We start from the raw sequence: 26,518 nt of genomic DNA on the forward strand, positions 1-26,518 counted from the left end.
TCAGACGGGACTTTCATGGGCGACCTCAGAAGTTACGCGAAACGTTCAGACCGATAAAGTCACGATCACGCAACGGATTCGTCAAAGCATCGGAAGGTCCGAAGAACGAGGTGTAATTGAGCCCGACTTGCCAATTTGCCGGGTTTTGCACGAAGTTCACATACATGTTGACCGAGGTCACCCCGGCCATGAACTGCTGATTGATATTGGGCGTGTAACCGAACATTCCACGGCGCACGTACATGCCGGGAATGACCTGCCATCCGCTGATCAGCGAGCCGTCATAGACCCAGTTGAAATCGACATCGATCCCTCCTGAATACTTCGTGCCCTTCGCATCGCCAGGACTATTGAGCGCCCCCGTCTGAATCAAATCGTTTTTCTGGTTGCCCCACAGCAATCCCCCGGGCGCGATAGGCGAGCCGCCATAGTTGTCATGCAAGCCCGGGTAGTTAATGACTACTGTTTCAGTAGTTAATGTCGCAGAGTCCGCGCCGAGAAAATTCAATACGCTGCCAGCGTTGGAAGGTTGTAGTGCGAAAATTGACGTGAGGTGCCATTGAAACTTCTTCTCATCGACCCAGCATTGCCCTCCTTGGGCCACGCAACCACTGGCAGGATTCAGAGGAACGGCATCCCGGGGGCGATATGACAGCTCTGTGCCGATAGCCCAATCACCTACGGGAAAGTTGGCACTGACACCATACATATGACGATCTTCGGGAAATCGATAGACTGTTAATCCATTCGCATCAAGCGTGGTTTGCGGAAGCTTGTCATGGTAAGTGATTGCATATAACCCCAAATTCAGATCGGTACCTTCAGGTTTATAACGCAACGCGACTCCGTATTGACCGCCGTCTCGAGCATCCTTAGTTTCCACGCCATAGGCACGACTCCCCTTACCTACAATCGACGTTGACCAGTAACTGCCCGTTGGTGGCAGATAACTCTCATTCCACTTGGTTTGTATATAGACCTCGGCGTTGAACCCACCTCCGATCCCCGTGGCAAAGCTCACAATAGGCGCCGGCAGTACGTACTCCTTGACCTGGGCGCCGGGTTGCGATGCGCGGTTAACGTCGATGGCGTTGGTGGCGTTTATACCACCCACCTCGTAGATATTTTCGCCCCAACTGACGACTTGATTGCCCACCCTGAGTCGGGCTTGCTGGTCGGCGATGTCAAATGTCTTGCTCACCCACAAATCGAGCAATTGAACCCTGAACCGCATGTCATCGCGCGCGCTTGAAGCCAGGCCATTATTGATGACCGGCGCAGTGGCATTGAACGCGTCCTGGCCGCTGAGGTTTCCCGTGGTTTCAGTGGCGGAAAAATCGCGCAGCCAGGAGGCACGCGCCATAAACGCCAAGCCTTGGGCCGGCATTTTCAACAGCAGCTCATGATTGCCTTTGAGGTAAGTGGTGAACGGATCACCCTTATCGTAATTAATATCACCTTGATCACTCAGACCACTGATTTGACCCAGCTTTCCACCGCCCGATTGCGCACCGGTGGAGGCATTGTAAGTCGGTGACACCAAGGTGCTGCTGGGTGACTGAGTCCGGATGCCCGTTCCCGCAGAGATATTCGAATCGAAGCTTCCCCTGATCGTGTCGCTGTCATTTGAGAACGTAAAAGCGATCGCACTGTTGCCCGTCACGGTAAATACCGCCGCCAATGCGACACCCAGCGGCCTGCGGAAATCGGTGTCGCGGCGCATCGAAAAACATTTCATTTCTAATCCCCCCAGCGTCTTATTGTTATTAACGTTCGCTCATTGCACGAAGATTTTCGGGATTGTAAAAACTCATCTTCATATGTGGGTTGCCGGCGCCATCGACGATCCATTTGAGATCTTTGCCGCTGGCAAGCGGCGAACCATCCACGACGTAGCGACCACTGGATAAGTTGTATTGAATGAACGCATAAGAATCGCACGTACCAGTTTCGTATACCGGGATGACTTGACCTTCACGAACTTTTGAAATATTGCCCTGCGCGTCATAGTCAACCGCACCGACCAATGCCCAGCTGTCTTCATCAATATAAAATAGGCGTTTAGGCGCGGAATGGCGCATACCCGTCTTAACAGTTGCCTCCACCACCCAGACACGGTGAAGTTCATAACGACGTTGCGATGCCGCGATAAAATCCGGCTGCATAACATCTTCATATTTCGCCTTGAAGTCGTACATGCCCAGTGCATTGTAAGGAACAATCAACTCTTGCTTCCCTACCAGCTTCCAATCAAATCGATCCATTAATCCCGCGAAAACGTAGGACTCATCAATGTTATATTGATTTTCATAGCCTAGTTGCGGCGCGTCATAAGAATAGGAAGGCATACGGCGCGTACGCCGTTGTCCCGGAAAGTAGTAGTAGGCTTCCGCAGGTTTATCCGCAGCCCCCGTAAATGTTGCCGCCTGCCCCGCCAAGGCTGCAGGTTGCAAAAAGCTGAAATACGCCATGCCTTCCACACGATTTACATCGGCAAACGTCGTACCTTCCCTTAAGCCCCACGGATAATAGTTATATTGATCGGCCGTTACCTTTATCCAATCCGAACTTCCTTTGCGTGGGGAAACGGAAACGATCAAGCTATTTTGCTCTAGACCAACACCGCGATACCGCAGTTTTGAGTTCCACAAAACCTCTGCGCCAGTCTTAGGCTCTGGAAAAGGAAAACCAGGCAAATGGGCATCAATCAATGAATTATTTTTATCATCGACTTTTGAAAACCCAACATTCCTTTGAGTGTTTTGCGCCACAAAATCCGGTACTCCGCAGGTACGCCGCGAAGGATAGACAGGCATACTATAACCCTTAACGCCCGTTATAAGCGCCACCTGCCCTGGATTCAATTGCGCCGCATATTTCTGCACATTACTCGCATCAATGGAAAATAATGGCGTGTCAGTTTTGTATTGAAAGAAATCTTTTCGAGGCTGTCCGTAGGTCCAACCAGGCAACATCGGCTGGGGCGCATGCCATTCCGGGATACCGCTTGCAGTGCCCGACTGCTCTGCGCCTGAAGGAGTCAGCCCGGCGGCTTGCAGCGACGAGCAGCAGACCGTCAACAGCAGAGTTAGGGTGGCCAAGGAGGGGGTGATAACTCGTTTAACGTGGGCGCTTTTGGAAGCGTGCTTATAATTTTTTGTTACCACGGCAAGATCCTCTATACGGACTGGCTTGAGACCCTCAGCGACGATTCAGTCAGCTCGCAGGGCAGTAGAAATAGCGACATCGACCCCTATAAACCCGACATTAGTCAATTTTATCGGCAGCCACAATGCCATAAAGCAGATTTCATGCCTGAATTCACGCGCATTATGAACAAATATTCGCCAGAACCTCAAAACACCTAGATCTCGTGCTGACTAAAGACAGTTTTTTAGAAAAGAGGACTAAATATCCATGCTTCGGCAAAAAAAGCACACCCACGCTCACCAGTTTGGTGCATGAATCACTTGGTCTTGCTCTATGGAGTAGCAGGAATGCTGATGGAAAATCTTTCAGGCGCAAGCGCGCAGGACGCTTTTAAAAAAGAATGCTCAGCGGAGTCGATGGAAGCCCGATGCCCTGCAGCCCAGGACTTAGGATGGGTAATACCGTTACGTGATGGGTGTTACGTGTTACGCATCACGTACCTGCATGCTCTCTGGAAAGTAACAACGCAAGTAGGCGATGCTGGCCCTTACCGACTCATCAAACGTCTCGTCGTCAATTGTACCGAAACGGCCATAAGCACCTGCCCACAACCCATCCGCTATCTCGGCAGCATACATCAGGTAATCAGCCAGTTTGGGGGCGTTCGGGACAACGAAAAACTGATCAAGCAACGCCAGTGACGCAGCGCCGTGATAACGATTCGTCTCCAGGTTGGTAAGGCGTATTAAACGGTGCATCACCGGGCCGAGCATAACTTCTGACATCGCTCTGTTGTTGTTCAACTGCTCCCTGGCGATAGCCATTGCAGACCACGTCAACTCCTGCCAACTTCTGACATGGGCAAAGCCCTGATTTCGACTATGCTCGAGGATAGACTCCGTCAAGTAACTATTAAAATTCTTATTCAACACAATGAATATGGAGGTCACTGTGTTGAATAGATAATGAACAGAGGGTGGTGGAAGCCCAGCGACCTTGCCAATGTCGTGCAAACTGATGTTTTCGATATCGGTGCATTGAAGTATATGTAGGGTCGCTTCCAATATGGCTTGATAGCGTTTTTTACTGCGCTCCTGTGTAGGAACGCGTGCCGAGCGCACGATTTGTGACGTGCGCCCTTTTCGCTGCGACGACTTTTCTCTTACAAGCGCCACATCCGCTTCAGCTGGCTCGTTATCATTCGACTTCACTTTAGGCCTACACTTCATAGAGAAAATATCGAGATTAGACTGGAAGACAAACGACCTCCGTTTACCCGTTCTGCCGCCCTGGCGCCACTTGCACAGCAGACTTCATATGCACACTATTATAATCATTGCTGGCGAATGACACTCCATGCAACTGCACAGCATTGTGCTTGAACCGCAGGATCTTAGCATGCGTACCGGGAGAAAGTCGTGCGAACCTCAAGGGTGCAGCTCAATCTTGAGCTCATCAACCATACCGGCAAAACCCTAGGAAAAGAACTGAATATGTACCAGCGTTAGCCGTTGCAACCCCGCTACATAGATGCGCTAATTCTGCTGGATCCGGATAGCAGGACAAGGCGGAACAATACCATTTGCCGCTGGGCAAAAGTTGAGGCGTCTTGACGGCATGGTTCAATTCCACGTTAAAAAAGTACACAAGCATTAGGAGACATTGGGAAATGTCAGTTAGAAACGTGCGCCCCACACTTCGGGCAGGGTCGTGGCGACGTCGATAGGGCGAGCATTGATTGCATGCTCCGCCGCGAATACCTCTCTGCTGACCAGCTATATAGCTGTGTGGCTTTGGCGTTGGCCTGGTTCGTGAGTAGATTGCAACTCAGTCATTCGCAACGAAGTGATTATTTCGCCAGTTCTCCCCAACCCTCTCCTCCCCCATCGCTCCAATTTAGCTACAATTGCATAGTTTTTTTCAAGGTGCCGCTGCATGGATATCTCGTTATTTCGCGCGCGCTTCACGCGCTTGAACAAGCGTCTTCGCCAGGAGGCACAGAATCATCCCGAGACGTGGTCGCAGATGCTGGTGATGAGCGCCATCGATCAAATGGACGGCATGGCAACGCCATCGAAAATTGCCGAAGCGGAAAATATACGTTCGTCCAACCTCGCCGCCTTGTTGAAGGACTTGGAGGCGCGAGACTTGATTACCCGTACCGGCGATACTGAAGATCGTCGACGTACCTGGATCGGGCTGTCATCGCAAGGCCGATCGGTGTTGCAAGCAAGCCGCCAGCGCCGCGATGAATGGCTTTCAGATGCGATAGATACCTGCCTGACGGCCAGTGAACGTAAACAACTGGAAGCGGCAGGACTGCTGATGGACAAGCTCAGCAGCTACGATCGCTCCGAAGAGCGCTGAACGCGCACCGGCTTCCTGCTTGCTGTGACGTGTGTCCGCTCGAACTGCAAAGGCGTCGCAGTGATATGCCCAGCGAGATGCTCAGCCGTTTCCGTCCCTGGCTCATCCATCCGTTGGTGCCTCTCCAACTTAAGCCAATGGTATTCCAGACCGCGCGGATCTGTTCCCGAATGCACAGATACCCCCTCCAGGCGCCCCCTGCCCTGGCGCGTCATTTTCAGGGGCAGCACGGCACTGGGCGCGCAACTCGGAAAGTTAACATTCAGGCAAACGTCCTGCGGCCACTCACGGGCCATCAATTGCTCAATCACCCGCGCACCATGGTTGAGCGCGTTTCCCCAGGGCACAGCGGTACGATCAGTAAAGCCCTGACTCAGGGCAATGGACGGGATGCCGAACAGCAACCCCGTCATCGCAGCGCCGACAGTGCCCGAGAACACTGTTTCCGTCCCCAGATTCGCCCCGCGATTCACGCCAGATAAAACCAGGTCAGGCTTGTCGTGATTGAGCAAATGCCCGAGCGCCACGGCAATACAATCCCCCGGCGTTCCGGTCACCGCAAATCGGCGTGTTCCGTGGTAGCTCAGGCGCAGGGGAGCATGCAGGCTCAATGAATGAGAGGTGCCGCTTTGGTCAAGCAGCGGTGCGACGACCCACACTTCATTCGCCAATTGGCTGGCGATACGCTCCAACACCTTGAGCCCCGGGGCATCGATGCCATCGTCGTTGGTAAGAAGGATTCGTTCAAATCGATGTTGTCCGCTCGCCATGGCTGTGCCCCGTCAATACAGCGCCAGGCGCTCGAATTAACGCCGTATCAGGCATTATTAACTATATTTTAATAGCTATCTACATATAGATATAAAGACCAAGCCTACAGCGGGAATTCCGCCCTGATCAGGGTGCCACCCTGGATGCGGTTGCTGGCAGTAATCGCGCCGCCATGGGCCTGGCAGATAGCACGAGCGATGGATAGACCCAACCCGCTCCCCCCCGAGTAACGCGCCCTGGAACGCTCCGCCCGCCAGAAGCGATCAAACACGCTATCCAGGTGCTGTGCTTCGATACCTGGGCCTCGATCACCGATCTCAATCACCACACGGTCTTCGACTTGACGCGCCATGATGTTCAATTCGCCGCCCCCGGCGGCGTAGCGCAGCAGGTTATCTATCAGGATATTCAGCACCTGGCCCAATCGATCGCGATCGGCATGGATACGAAACCCTTCTGCAATATTGACCTGCGTCTGCACGCCGGCCTCATCCAATTGCGGCTGGAACCAGGCAAGCCGCTCGGCGACCAGGGCCGCCAGGGAAAAATCGGTACGCTCCAGCACCAACCGGCCGGCACGGGCCATCGACAACAGGTGAAGGTCATCCACCAGTGTTCGCAGTTGATCAAGTTGACGCTTGACCATGCCCAACTGCGCGGCATCATTGGGGAACACCTCATCGAGCATGCCCTGCACGCGGCCCATGGCGGCGTTCAATGGCGTGCGCAGTTCGTGGGCGATGACCGCGCTGGACTCGCGTACATCGCGCTCATAGCGCTCCAGTTGCGTGGTCATGCTGTTGAAGTCGCTGATCAGTCGTTGCAACTCGTCGGGGGCGTGCCGGTGATTGGGCAGGCGCGTGGAGAAATCGCCGCCGGCGACCCGTCGAGCACCCTGGGCTATCGCCGAGAACTGACTAGACAAGGGTCGCGAAAACCACAAGCCACAGACGATGATGATCGGGATGGCCGCCAGCACCAGACAGGCCAGCACCAGCCAGTCGCGGTTGGCGATGTCCGGCTGGAAGAACTCCACTGGGTAGTATTCGGCAACTAGCTGGCGCAGGCGTGTCTCGTTGAGCTGCGGCTCGGCGCGCAATTGCAGTAACTCCTCACGCGCCGCCGGCGGCAAATGCTGCAAAAAATATCGGTCCGACAGCCTGAAGTTGACCCACATGCAAAGGGCTATCACCACCACGGCGCCGATGGCCAACAGGCTCATGCGCATGCCGACCCAGCGCCACAAAGGTTTGTCGTTGACCCGAGATGTCTCAAACATACGGCTTACCTGAACCGATAGCCAATGGAGCGTACAGTCACCAGTACCCCGGCGATGCCATGGGTTTCCAGTTTACGTCGCAGGTTGTGCACGTGGGCGTCAACGACCCGCGCCAGGGCTTCGCTTTCCGGCAGGCAGATTTCCAGCAGCTCATCACGGGTGAATGCCTTGGACGGTGTCTTGAGCAACGTGACCAGCAGCTTGAACTCCGTCGGCGTCAGGTCCAACAACTGCGGTTGCGCATCGCTGTGTTCAATGGTCGCCGTGAAGGCGGTGAGGTCAACGCGCAGGTTGTCATGGCGCAGCAGTTGTTCAACCGCCTGGCTGCCTGCGGTACGCCGCAACACCGCATGCACACGCGCCACCACCTCACGCGGGCTATAAGGCTTGACCACGTAGTCGTCCGCGCCATAGCGCAAGGCGCCAAGTTTTTCCGGTTCGTCCCCCATGGCCGTGACCATGATCACTGGCGTATCACTGCTGCGACGCACGGCGGCTAGCACCTCAGTGCCGCTCAATCGCGGCAGCATCACGTCCAGCAGGATCAGGTCAGGCTGCCAGCTTTTGTACAGGTCCAGACCACGCTGACCGTCTTCGGCCAAGGCCACCTCAAATCCATCCCGGCGCAGATAGGCTTCGAGAATATTAGCGCTGTCGGCGTCGTCTTCGACAATGAGGATACGTTTTCCTGACACAAAGAAGCCTCTTGATGAAACCTTGATAATTCACGAACGGTTTATTGAAAGTCCGCTGCCAGTATTGCCCTACGCCCGACTTTCGCGAACCGATCCTATGCCGACCACTGCATCGCTGTCCAAGCCTATCAAGCTGCCTGAACGCAGCGGCGCCATTTTGCTACTGGCAGGCATGCTAAGCGGCTGCTCACTGGCGCCGATGTACCAGACGCCCGCGTTGCCAGTGCCGGACATCCTGCAAGGCACACGGGTAACGGGCGTACCCTCCTCCACGATCAACAGCGTAGAAGCGCTTTCCGAGGAAGAAAAACAGCTGCTGGCCGGCCTGGACTCATCGGCGCAGTTGCCGACGCTGGTTGAACAAGCCTTGGACTACAACCGCGACCTGCGCCTGGCGTTACTGCGTGTCGAGCAAGCCCGCGCCCAGTTCGGTATGTCCGGTGCCGATCGCTTGCCCACGATAGCCCTGGGGCTGCAACGCAACCGCCAGCACTTGCACGACAAGGCCGCCGACGAACGCTATGGGCAGGACATCGCGGTGGCGTCCGTGGGTATCTCGGACTTTGAGCTGGATTTTTTCGGACGGATGCGCAGCCTGTCAGAAGCGGCACAACATGACTACCTGGCCACGCGCTACGGTACCCAGGCCGCGCGCAAGGCGCTGATCGTTGAAGTGGCGCGGCTGTATTTGCAGGAACGCTTGCAGGCCGGCGTGAAGGTCGACACTCAGTCCATTCTCGACAACCAAAACCAGTTGCTTAGCGTACTCGACGGCCAGCAAAAAGCAGGGCTCGTGGCGAAGGACACGGTTGACACTCAGCGCATGCAGGTGCGTCGTTCCGCGCTGCAACTTGAGGATGCGAGCGCTGAACAGGCGCGTGCACAACAGGCGTTGTCGTGGGTCACCGGGTATCAGGTCGCCCCTTTGGCAGCGGCGGCACAAAGCCCTGTCATCGATCTCAACCCTCCGTCATGGCTGGTCGATCTGCCGTCCCAGCGGCTGTTGCAGCGCTTCGATGTGCGCCAATGTGAGGAAACCCTTCGCGCAGCGAATGCCCACATCGGTGCCGCCCGTGCAGCTTTCTTCCCTTCGATCACCTTGAGCACCGGTGCCGGCATCGCCAGCCCGCGCTTGAGCAGCCTGTTTTCATCCGGCAGCGGCGCCTGGTTGTTCACCCCACAACTGAACCTGCCGCTGTTCGACGGTGGCCGCAATCAGGCCAACCTGGACTTGGCTACCGCTCGCCAACAATCAGCCGTCGCCCAATACGAAAAGACCGTGCAGGACGCCTTCCGCGAAATCGCCGACCTGTTGACTCAACGTCAGCAAGCGTTGGCCAATGCCACCACGCAAATTGATCTGGCGGCATTGACCGCATTGAAGACCAAGCGTCTTGACCAACAGATTGCCGTGGGCGCGGCTGCGCGCTCAGACCACCCGGCAGCTTCAATTCGCCTGACTGAATCCGCCATCGAGTTACGTAAGGCGAGCTACCAACTGTTGTTCAACCGCCTGGCGCTGTATCGCGCGCTGTCCGGCGCACCGCTGTTTTCCTCCGCAGAAAGGGTTTCACCATGAACTTGACCACTCCCCCTATCCGTGCAGTGCTCTGGGGCGCCGCCGCCTTGATGTCGTGCTCGCTTGTGACCCCGACACAGGCGGCCGACGCCAGTCCGGCGGCCGACAAGACCACCGCCACCCTGGGCCTCGGCATGGGCGTCACACCTCGCTACATGGGCTCTGACCGCTACCGTGCGCTCGTGCTGCCGATGTTCAGTATCCAGCGCGGCGTATTGTTTGCCGACACCACCCGTGGCCTCGGTGTGCAGTTTCAATCCGGCAGCGGCTTTGCTGCCAGCGCAGCAATCAACTACGACCTGGGCCGCAAGGAAAAAGACAGCACCACCCGCCCGGGCGGCCGCGACTTGAATGGCATGGGCGATGTCAACGGCGCCACCGTCGCCGACTTCACCCTCAGCCAGCAACTGCTTGACTGGCTGTCGGTCAGTGGCGAAGCTGAACTGCGCATGGCCGGCGAACACCGCGGCAACCGCTACCGATTCGGCCTGGAAGGCATTCTATTCCACACAGGCAGCGACACCCTGGCCCTGGACCTCGACGCCCATGCCGGTGATGGCCGCTACAACCAGACATTCTTCGGCGTCACCCAGGCACAGAGCCAACGTTCACTCTACGGGCGATACGACGCCGATGCCGGGATCTATGCCTACTCCGCCGCCTTGAACTGGCAGCACAGCCTGGACGCGCACTGGTCGACGCTGGCCAGCCTGACGCTGACCCAGTACGCCGACCAGGCCGGTGACAGCCCGCTGGTCAAGCGTGAGCGCGCCGGCCTGGGCATGCTCGCCATCAACTACACCTTCTGATAACGAGATCCTGGGCATGCATGGTTTTCCTCAGCTATTTCGTCCCTGGGCTCGCCCCCTGATGCTCGGCGTAGCCTGCCTCATGGTGGCGGCCTGTTCGCGCGAGGAACCGGTGCCGGAGCCGGCGATAAGGTCCGTCAAAGTCACCACCGTGCACGCCACAGAGGTCGACGCTGCGCCGTTGACCGGTGTGGTACGCCAACGCCAACGTGCGGCCCTGGCCTTCGAAGGCGCGGGCCGATTGGTAGCGTTGAACGTCGACGTCGGCGATAGCGTAAAACAAGGCCAGGTGCTGGCAAGCCTGGACACTGCAGCCGTGCGGTTACGTCTGAAACAATCGCAGGCGGCCTTGTTCGCCAGCGTGGCGCAAACCGGCGAGCGCAAGCGCAACAAGGTCCGCCAGCAACAGCTGTTTACCCAGGGCAGCGTCGCGGCCAGCGCTGTGGAGCAAGCCGAAGCGGCGTGGCAAGCTGCCGTCGCGCAGCAGACAGCCGATGAAGCGGCGCTGGACCTGGTACGCCGCGATCAGCGCCAGGGCCAACTGATTGCGCCGTTTGACGGTCGCGTCGTGGCTCGGCCTGCGCAGCTGTACAGCGAGCTAGCGCCCGGCCAAGTCGTGTTGGAGCTGGAGGCCTCGGGCGCTTTGCAGGTGCTCGTGCAAGTCCCGGTGGAACAGGCCGCCAGCCTCAAGCCTGGGGACCACGCCGTGGCCGCCGACCCGGCCGCGCCTGGTTCCACACTGCCGATGGTGCTGGAAGGTGTGTCGATGCGCGCGCAGAACGGCTTGTTGCAAAGCGCGCGCTATCGCCTGATCGCCAGCGACCTGGCACTGCCCAGCGGGGTGAACCTCAATGTGAGGCTCGCGTCCCCCGCTCCGCTCCCGCTGTCCATTCCAACCCAGGCCCTGCGCATGGGCGGTGACGCCAGCCAGGTGCAGGTGTTTGTCTATGACCCGAGCCAGGGCAAGGTTGCCCTGCGTGACATTACGATCGGCCTGATCGACCAGGGCCGCGTCACTATCGACAAGGGCCTCAAGGACGGCGAGCAAGTGGTCGTCACTGGCGTTGCGTTTCTCACTGACGGCCAGCCCGTCAACCTGCTTACGCCCTCCAGCCGCTTGAGCACAACCGAATGATCAACCTGACCCGACACGCCTTGGGCGCAAGCCGCCTGACGCTATTCACCGCGCTGTTGATCCTGCTCGCAGGTGTGGCGACCTTCCTCAGTTTCCCGACCCAGGAAGAGCCCTCGGTGACCATCCGCGATGCGCTGGTGAGCATCCAGTTCCCCGGACTGCCCAGTGAGCGCGCCGAAGAACTGCTGGCGCGGCCAACGGAAGAAAAACTGCGCGAACTGTCACAGATCAAGAATATTGTGACCACGATTCATCCCGGCAGCGTGGTCATCCAAGTGACGGCTCGCGATGAAACCAAGGACCTCGGCGTGCTGTGGCAGCAGGTGCGCAACAAGGTCGCCGAAGCCGGCGCCGGCTTTCCACCGGGCACCCAAGGGCCGTTTGTCGACGATAATTTCGGACGCGTGGCCGTCGCGTCCATCGCTATCACCGCGCCCGGCTACAGCATGAGCGAGATGCGCGGGCCGCTGAAGCGCCTGCGCGACCAGTTGGGCGGTTTGCCCGGCATCGGCCAGGTGACGTTGCACGGCGTGCAGGACCAGCAGTTGTCAATCGACTTCAACCCGCAGCGCCTGGCGGGGCTGGGCTTGTCTCCCCAGCAACTGTTCCAGCAACTGCAGCAACAGAATGTGTTGGCCCCCGGCGGTATCGCCGACATTGGCGGGCAAATCACCACCCTGACCGTAACCGGCGAAGTGCTCAGCGTGGAGCAACTGCGCCAGTTGCCGATCCAACTGCCCGGCGCAAACGGCACTGCGCAGTCGGTGGCCCTCGGCGCCATCGCGCAGATCTCGGTGATGGCTGCCGACCCGCCCCAGACCGCCGCGGTGTATCAAGGCCAGGACGCTGTGGTGCTGGCGGTGTCGATGGCGCTAGGACAAAACGTTCACCAATTCGGCGTGGCATTGCGCGAGCGTTTGGCCCAGCTGGAACAGCAGCTCCCGTTGGGCTTCGCAGCGCATATGGTGACGTTCCAGGCCGATGTGGTCGATCAGCAGATGGCCAAGATGAAGCATGTGATGATCGAGACGGTGGTCATCGTCATGGCCGTGGTCATGCTGTTCCTGGGCTGGCGCACCGGGCTGGTGGTGGGTGCCATTGTGCCGCTGACCATCCTCGGTACGTTGATCGCCATGCGCATGCTCGGGGTCGAGTTGCAAACCGTGTCGATTGCCGCAATCATCCTCGCGCTCGGTTTGCTGGTGGATAACGGCATCGTGATCGCCGAGGACATCGAGCGCCGGTTGCACGCCGGTGAGGATCGGCGCCAGGCCTGCGAAGACGCCGGACGTACCCTGGCGATTCCGCTGCTGACCTCCTCGCTGGTGATTGTGCTGGCCTTCTCGCCGTTCTTCCTCGGCCAGACCAGCACCAATGAATACTTGCGTTCATTGGCTGTCGTGCTGGCGCTGACGCTGCTCGGCTCGTGGTTGTTGAGCATCACCGCCACGCCGCTGCTGTGCCTGTATTTCGCCAAAGCCGCTCCTCAGGACACGGCAGAGGACAGTTACGACAGTGGTTTTTACCGTGGCTATCGGGCGGTCATCCGCCGGGTGCTGCAGCACAAAGCGCTGTTTTTGATGGCCATGCTGGTGTTACTCGCCGCCGCGATCTTCGAACTGATGCGCGTGCCCTATGACTTTCTGCCTCAGTCGGACCGCTTGCAGTTCCAGGTGCCCATCACCCTGGAGCCCGGCAGCGGCTCGCGCAAGACCTTGCAGAGCGTGCGCGAGATCAGCCTGTGGCTGAGCAAGGAACCCCAGGTGGCCGACAGTATCGGCTACGTCGGCGATGGCGGGCCGCGCATCGTGCTGGGCCTCAACCCGCCGCTGCCGGCACCGGAAACTGCGTACTTCACCGTCAGCGTCAAAAGCGGTACGGATATTGATGCAGTCATCGCCAATACGCGCCGTTATCTGCTCAAGCAACACCCGGAACTGCGCGCCGAGCCTAAGCGTTTTTCCCTGGGCACCACCGAGGCCGGTATCGCGATCTATCGCGTGCTGGGCCCGGACGAACAAGTATTGCGCAACCTCGCCGGTCAGATCGAAAAAGCCCTGCGTGACTTGCCAGGCACACTGGATGTGCGCGATGACTGGAGCACACGCCTGACGCGCTATACCGTCGAAGTTGATCAGCACAGTGCGCGCCGCGCCGGGGTCGACACCCAAGCCATTGCCCAGGCGTTGCAACTGCATTTCGGCGGCCTGCAGGTGTCGTCATTGCAAGACAACCAGACCCGCGTCCCGCTGGTGGTGCGCGAGCCGTCGACGACAAGCGATGCCTCCCCCGATCTGCGCGGCATCCTGGTCTACCCGGCCGACGGCTCTACGCCTGTGCCTCTGTCAGCCGTTGCCCGTATCGTCGCGTCGAGCGAACCTTCGACGCTGATGCGGCGCAATCAGGAACGCGCCATTACCGTGGTCGGGCATAACCCGTCGTTGACGGCGACGTCCATCGTCGAGCAGTTGGCACCACAGGTGGCGGCACTGCCCCTGCCGCCGGGTTACCGCATTGAGCTGGGGGGCGAAATCGAAGACTCAGCGGACGCTAACCAGGCGTTGCTGCAATACCTGCCCCACGCGCTGATCGCCATGCTGTTGCTGTTCGTCTGGCAGTTCAATTCGTTTCGCAAGCTGCTGATTGTGGTCTCGGCGATCCCCTTCGTCCTGATCGGCGTGGCCGTTGCGCTGCTGATCACCGGCTACCCGTTCGGCTTCATGGCCACGTTCGGCCTGTTGTCCCTGGCGGGGATTATCGTCAACAACGCCGTGTTGCTGCTCGAGCGTATCGAGGCCGAACTCCACGAGGGCCTGCCAGTGTACGAGGCGGTGGTGAACGCCGCCGTGAAACGCCTGCGCCCCATCGTCATGACCAAACTGACCTGCATTATCGGGCTGGTGCCGCTGATGCTGTTTGCCGGGCCGCTGTGGGAAGGCATGGCGATCACGCTGATGGGCGGCCTGGCGCTGGGCACGTTGGTCACTCTGGGGTTGATCCCCGTGCTGTACGTATTGCTGTTCACACCGCGTAAACATTCACACATCAAGGCGAACACACCATGACTTTTTCGTTGAAGGCAAAGCGCAACATCAAGCGCATAACCCGCGGGGCCGTGCTACTCGGCGCGCTGTCGATGAGTATCGGTGCTCAAGCCTCCGCGTTCGTCCACCCAGGCCTGTTGCAGACCGAGCAGGACTTCATACGCATCCGCGAAAAACTGGCCAACCATAACCAGCCGTGGCTGGCCGGTTGGCAGAAGCTAACCGCCAACCGGCACGCATCACTGGCCTGGAACCCGAGACCCGTCGCGGTGGTGTATCGGGGCGCGGATGGCCAGCATCCGGAAAACTACGCCAGGTTATTCAACGACGCTGCTGCTGCGTACGCATTGGCACTGCGCTGGCAGCTCTCGGGCGACCCCGCGTATGCCGACAAAGCCGTGGCGTTGTTGAACCAGTGGTCCACCACCCTCACGGCCATTGAGGGCACCTCGGACCGATTCCTGGCATCCGGCTTGTACGGTTACCAACTCGCCAATGCCGCAGAATTACTGCGCGGTTATTCAAAGTGGAAGGCTGCGGACTTTCGTCAGTTCCAGCACATGATGCTCACTGTCTTCTACCCGATGAACCATGATTTTCTGGTGCATCACAATAACGCGTTGGTCGATCACTATTGGGCGAACTGGGACTTGGCCAACATGAACGCGATGCTGGCAATTGGCGTACTGACCGACCGCCGCGATATCTATGATGAAGCAGTCAACTATTTCAAACACGGCGCCGGCAACGGTTCCATTGAACACGTGGTGTGGAAGCTCTACGGCAATGGTCTCGGCCAGGTCCAGGAAAGCGGGCGTGACCAGGCGCACACCCTGCTCGATATCGCCTTGCTCGGCAGTTTCTGCCAAATGGCCTGGAGCCAGGGCGATGATCTGTTCGGCTATCAGAACAACCGCGTGCTGCAAGGCGCCGAGTATGTGGCCAAATACAACCTGGGCCAGGACGTGCCGTTTACACCCTTTATCAACAGCGGTTTCCAGCAAACCGTTATCTCGGCAGAACATCGCGGCGACATCCGTCCGATCTGGGAACTGCTCTACAACCACTACGTCGTGCTTAAAGGCCTAAAGGCGCCGAACGTGAAAGCCTTCGCGCATAAAGTCCAGGTAGAAGGGGGTGGCGGGGATTACGGTCCAAACAGTGGTGGATATGACCAACTGGGGTATGGAACATTGCTCTATTCGTTGGGAGAATATGGCTTGTCAAAAAATCAACTGGTACCTTAAAGGCTCATCCGTGAACCCTCATGGCTTCCACGATTTAGAACGGTAGCCGGCCCGTCAGCATGTCCCACCACATTTTCCAGTCTCCCCTGAAACTGCTCAGGGGATGCCGGAAGGTGGCAGGCCGGTTGTGCTCAAAAAAGAAATGCCCCACCCAGGCGAAGGAATAAGCTTGCACAATCGCAAGCAGCAACCAGCCCCATGACTGCGACAGCAGCGCCACAGCAGCCAACAGCAATCCCAGGGTGGATCCGACAAAATGCAGGCGTCGAGAAGTCCGGTTCGAGTGTTCACCCAAATAGAACGGATAGAACTCTTCAAAATTTTTATAGGGTCTGGTGCGCATCGTCTTGGCTCACTGTCGGTTTGGATAACGGCAATTTAATTGCCTGATTCAAGTTCCCTTATCCCGGCGCCTGTAGGGATCGATCAGTTCTCCGGCAAGCTGAGGCGCCAGCCCTGCCCCTCCCGTTTAATTAAGCCTCGCTGCTCAAGTGATATCAGGTAGTTGCGATGGCCTGTTTCGCTTTTGCGGTGAAACAACGGCAACACACGGGGCAAGATGCCGGGAGCCAGCATCACCAGGCGCGCGGTCCAGGACTCGCTCGGCCTTACGAACATCTCGAGGCGAGGTCTGTCCAGCGCCTTGAGCACCGTGTGAGCAACGTCCTCAGGCATTTGCGGTGGGTCTAGGAACTGCATTTTGTTACCGTCCTCAATCGCCTCGCGCATCAGCATCGGCGTTTCGGTAGCCGATGGGTTGACGATGGTGAACTTGACGCCAAGCCGCTTGCCGTCAAGTCCCAGGCACAGCATTGCCCCGCGTAAACCAAACTTCGTAGCCGAATAAATACATGTTTCCGGCATGGGGAATAGGCCGCCAAGGGACACTATGGTAATCACCCGACCGTCAACGGCCTCTTGCAGCAAGCCAAGAAAAGCCTGAGTCAGCGCGATAGGCACCAGCATGTTGAGCTGCACCTCATGGCTGATAGACTGCATCGAGCGTACTTCGAACGGCGTATTGCTCAATATCCCGGCGTTATTGACCAGCAGATCCAGACGCCCGAACTCGTCGCGGACATGGTTGACCAACCCTTCCAGCGCCTCGGTATCCGTCAGATCGACTTGATAAGTCAGTGCCATCGGCCCCAAGGCTTTGCTTGCTTGAGCCAGGCGATCGGGATCGATATCCACCAGCACGCACTTAATGCCCCGTCCGATCAACGCCGCTGCAATCGCACGGCCTAATCCACCAGCACCGCCCGTGATGAGTGCGACCCAGCCGCTAAAGATCCGATTATTCGCCATGGGCACTGGCCTCCTGCAACGCTGGTGCCATATGACGCGTATCGCCCGCCTGTCGATGGACTAGTTTTAAGGCGTCGTAGGTTTGATCACCCAAGGCTGGCCAGTTCAAATCGGCGCGCAGTTTTTCAAGGTAGGCGAGGAAGGCCCGCGCATCCAGATACACCGCGTGGCGATCCGAACTCACGAATTGAATCCCCCCACTCAGGTCAGGCTCATCCCGTTGAATCAATTGATCGAACTGCGACGCTGTTGCCGACCCCTCAAGCTGGGCACGAAAGTACGCAGCCAAGGTCAGCGCCTGGGTATCGAAGGTTTTGAACGCGCTGGAATTCTGGTCAAGGTAGCCAATCGCGCAGAGGTTTCGGTGAGTGCGACTGAACATCGACAGGTACATCAATGGGCGGCCGTTTTTCCACTCAAAAAACTGCTCAGCGCATTCGGCCCCCCACTTGTATCCTGTGGCACACAACACCAGGTCGACCTGCTCGCGTACGCCATCCTCGAAGACAACTGAGTCGCCATCAAATCGGTCAATGTTCTTCCTGACGAAAATATTGCCGTGCTGCAAATGATGAAGCAGTTGAGAATTGATGATTGGATGGGTCTCGAACAGCGCATGGTCTGGCTTAGGCAGGCCCCAGCGTGTCAAGTCGCCAACTAATAAACGTAACAGTCCTTTGAACACTGGCCGGGCTAACCACAATGGCAGATGAGGGCCTTCGTTGAACTTGTCGACCGGCATGCCGAATACATGCTTAGGAATAAAGTAATAGCCGCGTCGCATGCTGATAAAAGCTTGATCGGCATGGATCGCCGCCTCACACGAAATATCCGCACCGGAATTGCCGGCGCCGACCACCAGCACTCGTTTGCCCTGGAACTCGCGCCCGGATTTGAATGTGTTGGAATGGCGTATTTCGCCGTTAAAGTCACCTCTAAACGACGGCAGGTTTGGCTTCCAGTTAGTACCTGTAGCCAATACCACCCAACGATAGCGCTTTACAACGCCGTCAGAGAGGGTCACCAACCAGCGGTTCTCGGAATCTTTTTCGATCAGAGTGACCGACGTGTTGAATTGAATCTGCTCGTGCAGGCCAAATGCGTCAGCGAAACTCCTGAGGTATTGAGCAATTTGACGGTGCGATGGATAGTCCGGATAGTTCCGTGGCATGGGGAAGCCGACAAAACCAGACAGGTCACGGGAAGAAATAAAGTGAGCCGAATCATACATCGGTGTACCGCTGTTATGAATGTCCCAAATTCCACCTACATCCGCATGCCGTTCAAACTGTTCGTAAGGTATGTTATGTGCCTTCAAGGCTCGCGCCGCGCTTAAGCCTCCCGCCCCCGAGCCGATAATACACGCGGAGTCTTCCAGATCAATAACATTGCTATCGCCGACCACACTCATCGCACACACCTCCAGTTATTATTAGATAAACTCTTGAAATTTAAATGTAAAGGAATCATCTCAACTGTAGGGGCCTTTTACGGCCATAAAGGGTTCCTTAGCGGACAGACTGCTGGTTAGAATCGCAACTTTTAGGGCTACCTGAGCAGCTTTTTTATTCTGCTGGTAAGATCATAAAATACGATACATTCCTGATACAAAAAACCATTAGAGGCGAGTCTATATCTCATGCTCGAGCATGCCGTCGATACCCATCATTGGACCCAACATCCACAGCAAAATGAAGCTGTTGTAGTGCCCAACGTTGCACGAGCTTTACTTAGCCTGATCAATGAAAGCGGGCTGTCAACAGAGCGAATCTGTCGCGGCCTAGGTTTTGGATATGAAGAGCTTCTCGACTTGGATATGCGCTTATCCTACCGTCAGACTAGGACGTTAATCACCCGTGCGCAGCGAACGATACGTGATCCTGCCTTGGGTTTATCGACAGGTATAAGACAAACGCCGGTTTCCTGGGGATTTGCAGGACTGGCAATGCTGACTTGCAAAACCCTCGGCGAAGCGATGAGCTACGGTCTCGAGCATCAAGGTGATACTGGGGCTTTAATGGAGCATCTGGCAAGTATGCAGGGAAATGAGCTAACGATTGAAGTTAAACCAAGGATATTTGATCTAGATATTCAGCCGTTCTTGGTTGAAGAGGCATTTTCAAGCGTGGTTGCTATCGTAAGGCGATTGGCAGGTCCAGCTTTTAATCCAATGCGCATAGAACTCTCCTATGCTCGTCCGGCATATGCAGACAGCTATAGCAGGGTATTTCGTTGCCCTATAAAATTCAAATCTGGTAAAAATCGTTTAATCAGCGAGGCTCACTGGCTGAGTACTCGCCTTCCCGATTACGACAATATAACTTGCGCCCCTTTACGTGCAAAATTGGATCAGATGCTAAATCGCCGCATTACTTTCGATGCACTGATCGAAACACTGTGCAGTCACCTCCGACTTAATCTAGATAATCCGCAAGTTTTACAAACTTATTTAGAACGACTCAACATGAGTGAGCGGACTTTCCGTCGACGACTAGCGGATCTAGGCCACTCGTATAGCCATTTGCTTGATCAGATCCGACACGAGCGCGCCAGTGACTTACTGAGCAACACCACTATGACGCTGACCCAAGTTGCTCATTCTATAGGTTATAGCGACGCTAGAGTTTTGCGCCGCGCCTTTAAGCGTTGGACAGGCACGCTGCCAAGAGAGCATCAATAGCAATAAAATATCCGATCAGCTCGGATTAATGCGCCTGACTCATATCGTTTTTTTAACCTCTACGGCACGCCCGATTGGTCTGCCTGGTTGCGATCCAGGCAACTCCTTTCGCAAGACCCACAACGTGACCGACTTAGGTAGGACTCTCGCCAACCGAATTAGCCATCTCATAGGCCATGGAAAGAGATAGTCCCAACGCTGGCTGCGCATGGCGTAAAGCATATGGTCGACGGCAGCCGCTTCGGAAATTTCCAGCGGAGCTGGCATACCGTCGTTCGCGGTTTTTGCAGTGGCGACAAACCCTGGGTAGAGGGATAAAAAACGAATGCCTCGGCCACCGAACTCGATACGGCAGGTATCAATAAGCAAGCGTAGGGCGCCTTTGGCAGCACTGTAAGGACCTTGAAGTGTTACACCCAGGAATCCCGCAAGGGAATTGGTATGCACCACAAATCCATGTCCCTGGCGACTCATCTGCTCCAGGGCGGGGAACAGATAGTTGACTGTCACGTCGTAATTCGATCGCATATACGAGGTAACGTCCGCAGCTTTCATCTCGCGCATATCTAAAGCAGGCGCGCCGCCAGCGTTAAGCACAACTACATCAAGGCGACCATACAGTTCGACGATTTCATCCACTAAGCCGGCCGCCGCGTGTTGATCTAAGGCATCCATCGCCGAGACCAGGCATTTGCCCCCCATTAGTGTGATTTCCAATTGCAGATCGATCAACAGCTCCTTGCGCCGGGCTGTGGCAACTACCCAGGCGCCTTCCTGTGCCAGACGTACCGCCAGCTCGCGTCCCATGCCAGAGGACGCTCCCACCACCAAAACCACTTTACGTGCAAAACTGACGGGTGTGTTCACCGGGCACCGGCGAAGCAAACAAACCAAGATCAAAGCAATGAGCGAGAACACGGCACTGACTAGCAAAACATATTCGGCGTTTTCTCCCACCACCCACTGCGACGCCATCATAGGACCAAAGGCGCACCCCAATAGCTGCATTCCGGGCACTAGTGCGGCGATTCGTCCTGAGGGATCAATTTGTAGCGAGATACGCACCTGAAATGGCGTCAACATCAGCCAGACCAATCCAAACGCACCGCACAGAACCAGAAATACGCTAACGCCCATATCAGCGGAAAAAAACATGCCCAGCGCGATACTGCCCAACAACAATGCAGCGACAGCCAACATTGAAAAGTCCGATACGCGGCGCACCAGAAAAATTGCAAAACACCCACCCAGCACCTGCATTAATAACGTGCCAGAAATGAGCAGCTGCGCGTTTTGTTCATCCAGTCCCGCATATTTGCTCAATGGTTCTAGATAGGCCCAAAGACCACCAATGGCGCTGAGTTGCATAAAGGCCAGCCCCAGCAATAGCATATGGTTTACGCCCCAACTAAAACCGGAATCATCAGTTCGCTTTTTTTCCAGGTTTGCCAATCGTACGGGCTGCCACCAGACTAAGAATAAGGAAGCAGCTGTCAACACGCCCAGAAACACAAAGCCATAAGACGACGTGCTCCGAATTGGCAGTATCCAGTAGGCCAGCACCGCAGCCACCGAGGCCTGGCCGAGGGTCTGCACTACCATGAAGATACCCGCCACCCGATCAGGCGCCGGCCCCTGAACGATCAGGTTCACCGTGCCCCATAACAGCAGGCCTTCACCCAACCCGGCGAAGGCTCGCGTCAGTGCGAGTGCGCCATCCCCGGTGGTGTTGGCCGTGACCAGGTCCATACCCGATGCCGCCAGGATGGCCACGACCGTAATCAGGCGCAGGCTAAACACGGAGCGCAGTAAATCGCCCAGGACAACGCCCAACCCCAGCGAGAGAATTTCGCCCATAGCGACCAATCCGACGCCCTCAAGCGAAAGTCGGTCTTGCGCCAGCAACTCTCCCAGCAGCAAGGGTTGCAGCCCTACCATCAGCACAGCGATCGAGCCCAGCGCCAAGGCGACACTCAGGTGTTTACGGGAAACAGCGGACGACATGTGCATGGCGTTACACCTCTTAAAGGGTTTCAGTAACCACGGTTTTCCGGCGGAATCTCGCCTCGGGCAAAACATTGCGTCGCGCGTTTTTCATCTTTCATCAGGCGGCCGTTGGCGACCAGCACCACCCACCAGGGCAACAGCGTCATCTTGGCGCCAGACGCTTTGGCGAGGGTGAAGGCCTTGGCGCATTTTTCAAAAAGCTGCGCGTTAAGCGCCATCCGCGTGCCGGTAGTTCCAAGGGTGGCGGGCACGCCCTTGACCAACAACGCATTACCACCGCGCTGCAATGCATCGGCGATGTCGTGGACTGAATGCGCTGGGACGCCCATGTGGCCAATATGCCGAGCTTGCTCGTCAAACAAAATTGGCATAACACCGCCGAAATCCACCAGGCACCGGGCAAATTCGCCGCCGCCCAGCAGTACGGAACCTACATCGCCCCTCGCGCGGTAGATGGCATGATGGGTCTGGCTGTCCCCCATGACATGCACCGGCCATTCAATACAGGTCGGGGCCGTATCCTCCAACTGCCCCCACCACATGCGTTCTTTGCCCGGTATACGCAAAGACAAACTGCTCCCGGCCTTAACCAGACCAACCAGCCGTTGTCGGATTTCCAACCATTGTTGCCGCAGTACATCGTGCATCACGCTCACCTCACACCAGTTGAAAAACGGCGTCGAATCGCTCGAGCGCGTCGTCGATGACGTCGTCGGTATCAGCCAGGCTGGTATAGATCCGACTGCCGGCCAGTGTGATCACCCCGTGGGCCGTATAAGCAGCCCCCATCTCTTCCATCATGTGCTTGCGCGACTTGGCTTCGTTACGTGCACGCAGCAACTTGAGCGGGTTGCTGGTATCCAGCAACAACACGCCTGAGGTTTGCAGGTGCACGATTGAGCCCATGTTATAGGCCACATACGGTAAGCCACGGCGGTTAATGATTTCGTCCAGCCCTTTGCGCATGCGGTCACCCGCGCGCCCCGCCAAAGCCGGCGCATTCAGTTTGCGCGCCTCGATCAAGGCGTAGTAACCCGCGACGCAGGACAACGGGTTGGCCGACAACGTGCCGCCGACAAAGGCTCGCCGCGCTGAGGTGCCGATGCCGCCGGCGAGCAGTTGCATGACATCTCTACGCCCACCGATCGCCCCGGCCATGGGGTAACCACCGGTCAGGCATTTGCCCAATACGGTGATGTCCGGCATCACGTTGAAATACCCTTGCGCGCCGCCCAAACCGGCGCGGAAGCCGGTGACCACTTCGTCGAAAATCAGCAGCGTGTCAAACTCATCGCACAGCTTGCGCAGTTGACGGTTGAAGTCCGGATGCACCGGACGCGTGCCACTTTCCGGGCCGAAGGGCTCCACCATGATCGCCGCCGTGCCGCCGCGCAGGCGGTTGATCTGCAATCGCCGACGCAACGCGTCCAAATTATTCGGTGGGCTTTCCTGGGTGTGGGCCGTGGCGCCGCGCGGAATGCCGACGGCCTCCATACGGCCGGTGCCCGGCAACCGCATGCCGTACACCAACTGGTCACTCCAGCCGTGATACGCCCCGCCGATCTTGATCACCCATTTCTTGCGGGTATAGGCACGCGCCAAACGCACTGCGGCCATGACCGCCTCAGTACCCGAGCCCAGCAGGCGCACCATGTCGACGCCGGGCATCACTTCGCAGACCAACTGCGCCAGCCTCACCTCGTATTCATGCAGCAGGCCGGTGACGGGGCCGCAGTCGTCGAGAATGCGATTGACCTGATCACGAATGACCGGATGGTTGGAGCCCAACAAGGTCGGCCCACCGGCTTGCAGGAAATCGATATAGCGATTGCCGTCCACATCGGTCAGGTGTGCGCCCTTGGCCTGGGCGATTGCGAGTGGGAACGGGTGATTGAACGCGAGGTTATGCTGCACCCCCCCCGGTATGAACTTCTTGGCCTCCTCAGCAAGCCGCCTCGAACCCTGGCAGCGCTCGTCGAAGTAGCCCATGACCTTGCTCAGCGCCTCACGCTTCAAGGGGCGCATCGGCTGCTTGACCAGCGCATCGAAACGCCTATACAGCGAGTCGACATCCGGCCATTGCGAAACCGCTGAATCTGCCGCCGCAGGCAATGTGATGGGATCAAGGGGTTTGTTCATGATGGGGTCTCGGAAGAAGAGTGGGCTTCGGCAGCGCTGGAACGCACCAGGGCGTCGACCAGGCGTGCCACGGCGGCAGGTGACTGTGATTTATGCCGGGACTGTTCAGTGATTTCGCGTAACAGGTAGTCACGGCAAAAGGTCTCGAGGTCCTCGAGGCGCGCCAGGGTTGTCTCGACATCCGGGCCACAGCACAACACCCCGTGATTGCGCATCAGGTACGCGTTGTAATCCCAACGAATGGCCCGGCCGAACTTGCCGGCCAGCCAGCTGGAGCCTGAAGGCGCATACCCGACCAGGGGAATGTGTTTACCCAAGGAATCCCACAGTTCAGGGTTAGGCACATCCATCGGTTCGCCGAGCAACGTGCAGGCGCTGGCTACGGGCTGATGCGTGTGGATACTGCACTGCACGTCCGGGCGTGCCCGCAGGATTTTTGCATGCAGCCCGCTTTCAACCGTCGGGGCACGTTCACCGGAGAGCTGCGCCAGATCCTTAAGGCGCAGCACGCAGACATCCTCGGGGCGCATGGTGAAATAGTCAGTTGCCGACGGCGTGACCGCAATGTGCTGCGCATCGATGCGCAACGCGAGATTGCCGCCCGTGGCCGCAAAAAAACCGCGGTGACATAGATGCTGCGAGAGCTCGACGATTTGCTCTTGAACATGACTCATGAGGCAGTCTCCTGTATGGGGTTCAGTCGCCGGTAAAGCGGCGCAAGGCGCGTGCGCACCTCTTGGAACGTGGCGAATTGATCGTCGTACAGCGCGCGGGTCACGCGGGACGGTTCAAATAGGCGGTGGGGGCGCTTGAGGCTGGATAGTTCGTGGAACTGCAGCTTGCCCAACGCCACCGCCGCAATGAACGCCGCCCCGCGTGCATTGGTCTGGATGGCGTTCTGCGGCTGCTGGATAACGCGCCCACAGACGTCAGCCATGATCTGGCACCACACATCCGATTGGGCACCGCCGCCGGTGGCCACGATCACATCGCTGGGCTGGCCGAGAAAACGCGCGAACGGCTCGAACATCCAGCGCGTATTGAGCGCGACCCCCTCCATGAAGGCGCGGATGATGTCCTCCCGCGAATGTTCCAGCTTCAGGTTGAACAGGCCGGCGCGCAGGCTCGGATCACTGATCGGTGAGCGCTCCCCACACAGCCAGGGCGTGTAGATCAAGCCTCTAGACCCCGGCGGCACGCGTGCGGCGATACGGTCAAGCAAGGCATAGACGTCCGGCTGTTGTTCATCACTGAGCAGCTCATCCGGGTGGTACAGCACCTTGTCGCGCAGAAAAGAAAGGTTCGCGCCCGCCGCCGACTGCATGGCCATCGCGAGGTAGCGGCCGTTGACGGCACTGGGTACCGCAGCAATGTGGTGACGCACGCTGGTTTTCTTGAACGGGACATGAGCCCCCACCCACGACGAGGTCCCCAGATAGAGGTGCGGGGCAAAGTCGCTGACGCTAGCGCCGACGGCCACCGCCGAAGTGTCGACGGCACCCGCCACCACTTGCGTAGTGCGCGCCAGTCCAAGGGTCTCGGCAAGCTCCGGGCGCAGCGTGCCGATAACGTCGGTGGAGCGGACAAGCTCAGGCAGTTTGCCGGCCTCTATTCCCAGTGCCTTGACCAGCCCGTCGTCGTAGCGGATGCGGTGGGGGTCGCGGTTATCGGTGATCCATGCGGTCAACATCGAGTCGCTAGTGGCGCAATAGCGACCCGACAGGCGCAGGTTCATGTAGTCGAGCACGTTGAGAAACTTGTGGGTTCGCTCATAGCGCTGTGGCTCATGATCAAGGATATAGGCCATGTGGCCGGCGGCATCCATGCCGGACAACGAGGCCACGCCGCCGGTCAGGCGCAGTGAACGCCAGAGTTTGAGCGGCCCATAGCCGGCCAGGCTGAACCGCCCTCCTCCCATACGTTTTTTCACCGCACCGGCCCCGCGCTTGTCCAGCCACAACATCGCCCGTCCAATGGCCACGCCGTCCCGATCCACACACACCGTGCCTTCACCCTGTGTCGAGCAACACACCGCAATCACCTGGCGTCGCCGGACAGGATCGGTGCTGAGCAGTTCGTTGGCGCCACGCAGGAAAGCATTCCACCAATCCTGCGGTTCCTGCTCGACGCTCAACCCGCTCACATGCAACGGCACACTGTGAAACGCCCACGCCCGGATATCGCCTTCCAGTGAAACCAGGGCGCACTTGCAACCAGAGGTACCGAGGTCCACCGCGAGGACGAGTTGCTCCAGACCGGTGGCCGCCTGAGGCGTCCGGGATAAGAAAAGCGAAGTCATAAAGGTCTA

At 57.6% G+C, this 26,518-nt stretch carries 21 protein-coding genes; 7 read left to right on the forward strand and 14 right to left on the reverse strand.

Annotated elements, in window-relative coordinates; translation table 11 throughout:
• Nucleotides 1-25 precede the first annotated feature (25 nt).
• The 3 genes from CFE47_RS11760 to CFE47_RS11770 form a co-directional block, all read right to left on the reverse strand.
• The gene (locus tag CFE47_RS11760; protein ID WP_286837366.1) at nucleotides 26-1,645 is read right to left on the reverse strand and encodes a DUF1302 domain-containing protein; all 1,620 of its coding nucleotides are present in this window, start codon (nucleotides 1,643-1,645) and stop codon (nucleotides 26-28) included.
• 121 nt (nucleotides 1,646-1,766) lie between these two features.
• The gene (locus tag CFE47_RS11765; RefSeq protein WP_286837184.1) at nucleotides 1,767-3,167 is read right to left on the reverse strand and encodes a DUF1329 domain-containing protein; all 1,401 of its coding nucleotides are present in this window, start codon (nucleotides 3,165-3,167) and stop codon (nucleotides 1,767-1,769) included.
• 468 nt (nucleotides 3,168-3,635) lie between these two features.
• Nucleotides 3,636-4,361, reverse strand: a complete 726-nt coding sequence (locus CFE47_RS11770) for a hypothetical protein (RefSeq protein WP_286837185.1) — start codon at nucleotides 4,359-4,361, stop codon at nucleotides 3,636-3,638.
• A gap of 724 nt (nucleotides 4,362-5,085) precedes the next feature.
• Between CFE47_RS11770 and CFE47_RS11775 the strand changes: the two genes are divergently transcribed.
• A complete protein-coding gene (locus tag CFE47_RS11775; protein ID WP_286837187.1) occupies nucleotides 5,086-5,517 on the forward strand; it encodes a MarR family winged helix-turn-helix transcriptional regulator in 432 nt (143 codons plus the stop codon).
• Here CFE47_RS11775 and surE read toward each other — a convergent pair.
• From surE to CFE47_RS11790, 3 genes are all read right to left on the reverse strand, one after another.
• Nucleotides 5,493-6,287 (reverse strand): 5'/3'-nucleotidase SurE, encoded by a 795-nt coding sequence (gene surE, locus CFE47_RS11780; protein WP_286837188.1) that lies wholly within the window; start codon nucleotides 6,285-6,287, stop codon nucleotides 5,493-5,495. The genes CFE47_RS11775 and surE overlap by 25 nt on opposite strands.
• A 104-nt stretch (nucleotides 6,288-6,391) precedes the next feature.
• On the reverse strand, nucleotides 6,392-7,567 hold the full coding sequence (locus CFE47_RS11785; protein ID WP_286837190.1) for a sensor histidine kinase: 1,176 nt from the start codon (nucleotides 7,565-7,567) through the stop codon (nucleotides 6,392-6,394).
• Nucleotides 7,568-7,572: 5 nt separating this feature from the next.
• Nucleotides 7,573-8,262, reverse strand: a complete 690-nt coding sequence (locus CFE47_RS11790; protein ID WP_286837192.1) for a response regulator — start codon at nucleotides 8,260-8,262, stop codon at nucleotides 7,573-7,575.
• 97 nt (nucleotides 8,263-8,359) lie between these two features.
• Here CFE47_RS11790 and CFE47_RS11795 point away from each other — a divergent pair, with 97 nt between their 5' ends.
• From CFE47_RS11795 to CFE47_RS11815, 5 genes are read left to right on the forward strand one after another with little or no spacing between them, the layout of a single operon-like run.
• Complete coding sequence (locus CFE47_RS11795) at nucleotides 8,360-9,841, forward strand: efflux transporter outer membrane subunit (protein ID WP_286837193.1); 1,482 nt, start codon at nucleotides 8,360-8,362, stop codon at nucleotides 9,839-9,841.
• On the forward strand, nucleotides 9,838-10,650 hold the full coding sequence (locus CFE47_RS11800) for a MipA/OmpV family protein (RefSeq protein ID WP_286837195.1): 813 nt from the start codon (nucleotides 9,838-9,840) through the stop codon (nucleotides 10,648-10,650). The genes CFE47_RS11795 and CFE47_RS11800 overlap by 4 nt, the downstream gene beginning before the upstream one ends.
• A 16-nt stretch (nucleotides 10,651-10,666) precedes the next feature.
• Nucleotides 10,667-11,785 (forward strand): efflux RND transporter periplasmic adaptor subunit, encoded by a 1,119-nt coding sequence (locus CFE47_RS11805; protein ID WP_286837197.1) that lies wholly within the window; start codon nucleotides 10,667-10,669, stop codon nucleotides 11,783-11,785.
• Nucleotides 11,782-14,850, forward strand: coding sequence for an efflux RND transporter permease subunit (locus tag CFE47_RS11810; protein WP_286837199.1), 3,069 nt, complete (start codon nucleotides 11,782-11,784; stop codon nucleotides 14,848-14,850). The genes CFE47_RS11805 and CFE47_RS11810 overlap by 4 nt, the downstream gene beginning before the upstream one ends.
• Nucleotides 14,847-16,076: an alginate lyase family protein gene (locus CFE47_RS11815; RefSeq protein ID WP_286837200.1), complete on the forward strand. Its 1,230-nt coding sequence runs from the start codon at nucleotides 14,847-14,849 to the stop codon at nucleotides 16,074-16,076. The genes CFE47_RS11810 and CFE47_RS11815 overlap by 4 nt, the downstream gene beginning before the upstream one ends.
• 34 nt (nucleotides 16,077-16,110) lie before the next feature.
• Here CFE47_RS11815 and CFE47_RS11820 read toward each other — a convergent pair whose 3' ends face one another.
• The 3 genes from CFE47_RS11820 to CFE47_RS11830 all read right to left on the reverse strand — a co-directional run bounded on the left by CFE47_RS11820 (nucleotide 16,111) and on the right by CFE47_RS11830 (nucleotide 18,795).
• Nucleotides 16,111-16,419: an Mpo1-like protein gene (locus CFE47_RS11820; protein WP_286837202.1), complete on the reverse strand. Its 309-nt coding sequence runs from the start codon at nucleotides 16,417-16,419 to the stop codon at nucleotides 16,111-16,113.
• A gap of 83 nt (nucleotides 16,420-16,502) precedes the next feature.
• The gene (locus CFE47_RS11825) at nucleotides 16,503-17,384 is read right to left on the reverse strand and encodes an SDR family NAD(P)-dependent oxidoreductase (protein WP_286837204.1); all 882 of its coding nucleotides are present in this window, start codon (nucleotides 17,382-17,384) and stop codon (nucleotides 16,503-16,505) included.
• Nucleotides 17,374-18,795 carry a flavin-containing monooxygenase gene (locus CFE47_RS11830; protein ID WP_286837205.1) on the reverse strand — a complete coding sequence of 474 codons (1,422 nt, stop codon included), beginning with the start codon at nucleotides 18,793-18,795 and terminating at the stop codon, nucleotides 17,374-17,376. The genes CFE47_RS11825 and CFE47_RS11830 overlap by 11 nt, the downstream gene beginning before the upstream one ends.
• A 228-nt stretch (nucleotides 18,796-19,023) precedes the next feature.
• On the opposite strand from CFE47_RS11830, the gene CFE47_RS11835 reads away from it, so the two are divergent.
• Complete coding sequence (locus tag CFE47_RS11835; RefSeq protein WP_286837207.1) at nucleotides 19,024-20,064, forward strand: AraC family transcriptional regulator; 1,041 nt, start codon at nucleotides 19,024-19,026, stop codon at nucleotides 20,062-20,064.
• Between the two features lie 39 nt (nucleotides 20,065-20,103).
• Here CFE47_RS11835 and CFE47_RS11840 read toward each other — a convergent pair whose 3' ends face one another.
• Genes CFE47_RS11840 through CFE47_RS11860 form a run of 5 tightly spaced genes read right to left on the reverse strand, consistent with a single transcriptional unit; the run spans nucleotide 20,104 to nucleotide 26,509 of the window.
• Nucleotides 20,104-22,074, reverse strand: a complete 1,971-nt coding sequence (locus CFE47_RS11840; RefSeq protein ID WP_286837209.1) for an MFS transporter — start codon at nucleotides 22,072-22,074, stop codon at nucleotides 20,104-20,106.
• A gap of 23 nt (nucleotides 22,075-22,097) precedes the next feature.
• Nucleotides 22,098-22,718, reverse strand: a complete 621-nt coding sequence (locus tag CFE47_RS11845) for a hypothetical protein (RefSeq protein WP_286837210.1) — start codon at nucleotides 22,716-22,718, stop codon at nucleotides 22,098-22,100.
• Nucleotides 22,719-22,728: 10 nt separating this feature from the next.
• Complete coding sequence (locus CFE47_RS11850; protein WP_286837212.1) at nucleotides 22,729-24,210, reverse strand: aspartate aminotransferase family protein; 1,482 nt, start codon at nucleotides 24,208-24,210, stop codon at nucleotides 22,729-22,731.
• A complete protein-coding gene (locus CFE47_RS11855; protein ID WP_286837214.1) occupies nucleotides 24,207-24,884 on the reverse strand; it encodes a class II aldolase/adducin family protein in 678 nt (225 codons plus the stop codon). The genes CFE47_RS11850 and CFE47_RS11855 overlap by 4 nt, the downstream gene beginning before the upstream one ends.
• The gene (locus tag CFE47_RS11860) at nucleotides 24,881-26,509 is read right to left on the reverse strand and encodes a xylulokinase (protein WP_286837215.1); all 1,629 of its coding nucleotides are present in this window, start codon (nucleotides 26,507-26,509) and stop codon (nucleotides 24,881-24,883) included. The genes CFE47_RS11855 and CFE47_RS11860 overlap by 4 nt, the downstream gene beginning before the upstream one ends.
• Nucleotides 26,510-26,518: the final 9 nt, after the last annotated feature.

The organism is Pseudomonas sp. PGPPP1 (genome assembly GCF_002255865.1).
Lineage (GTDB): Bacteria > Pseudomonadota > Gammaproteobacteria > Pseudomonadales > Pseudomonadaceae > Aquipseudomonas > Aquipseudomonas cremoris.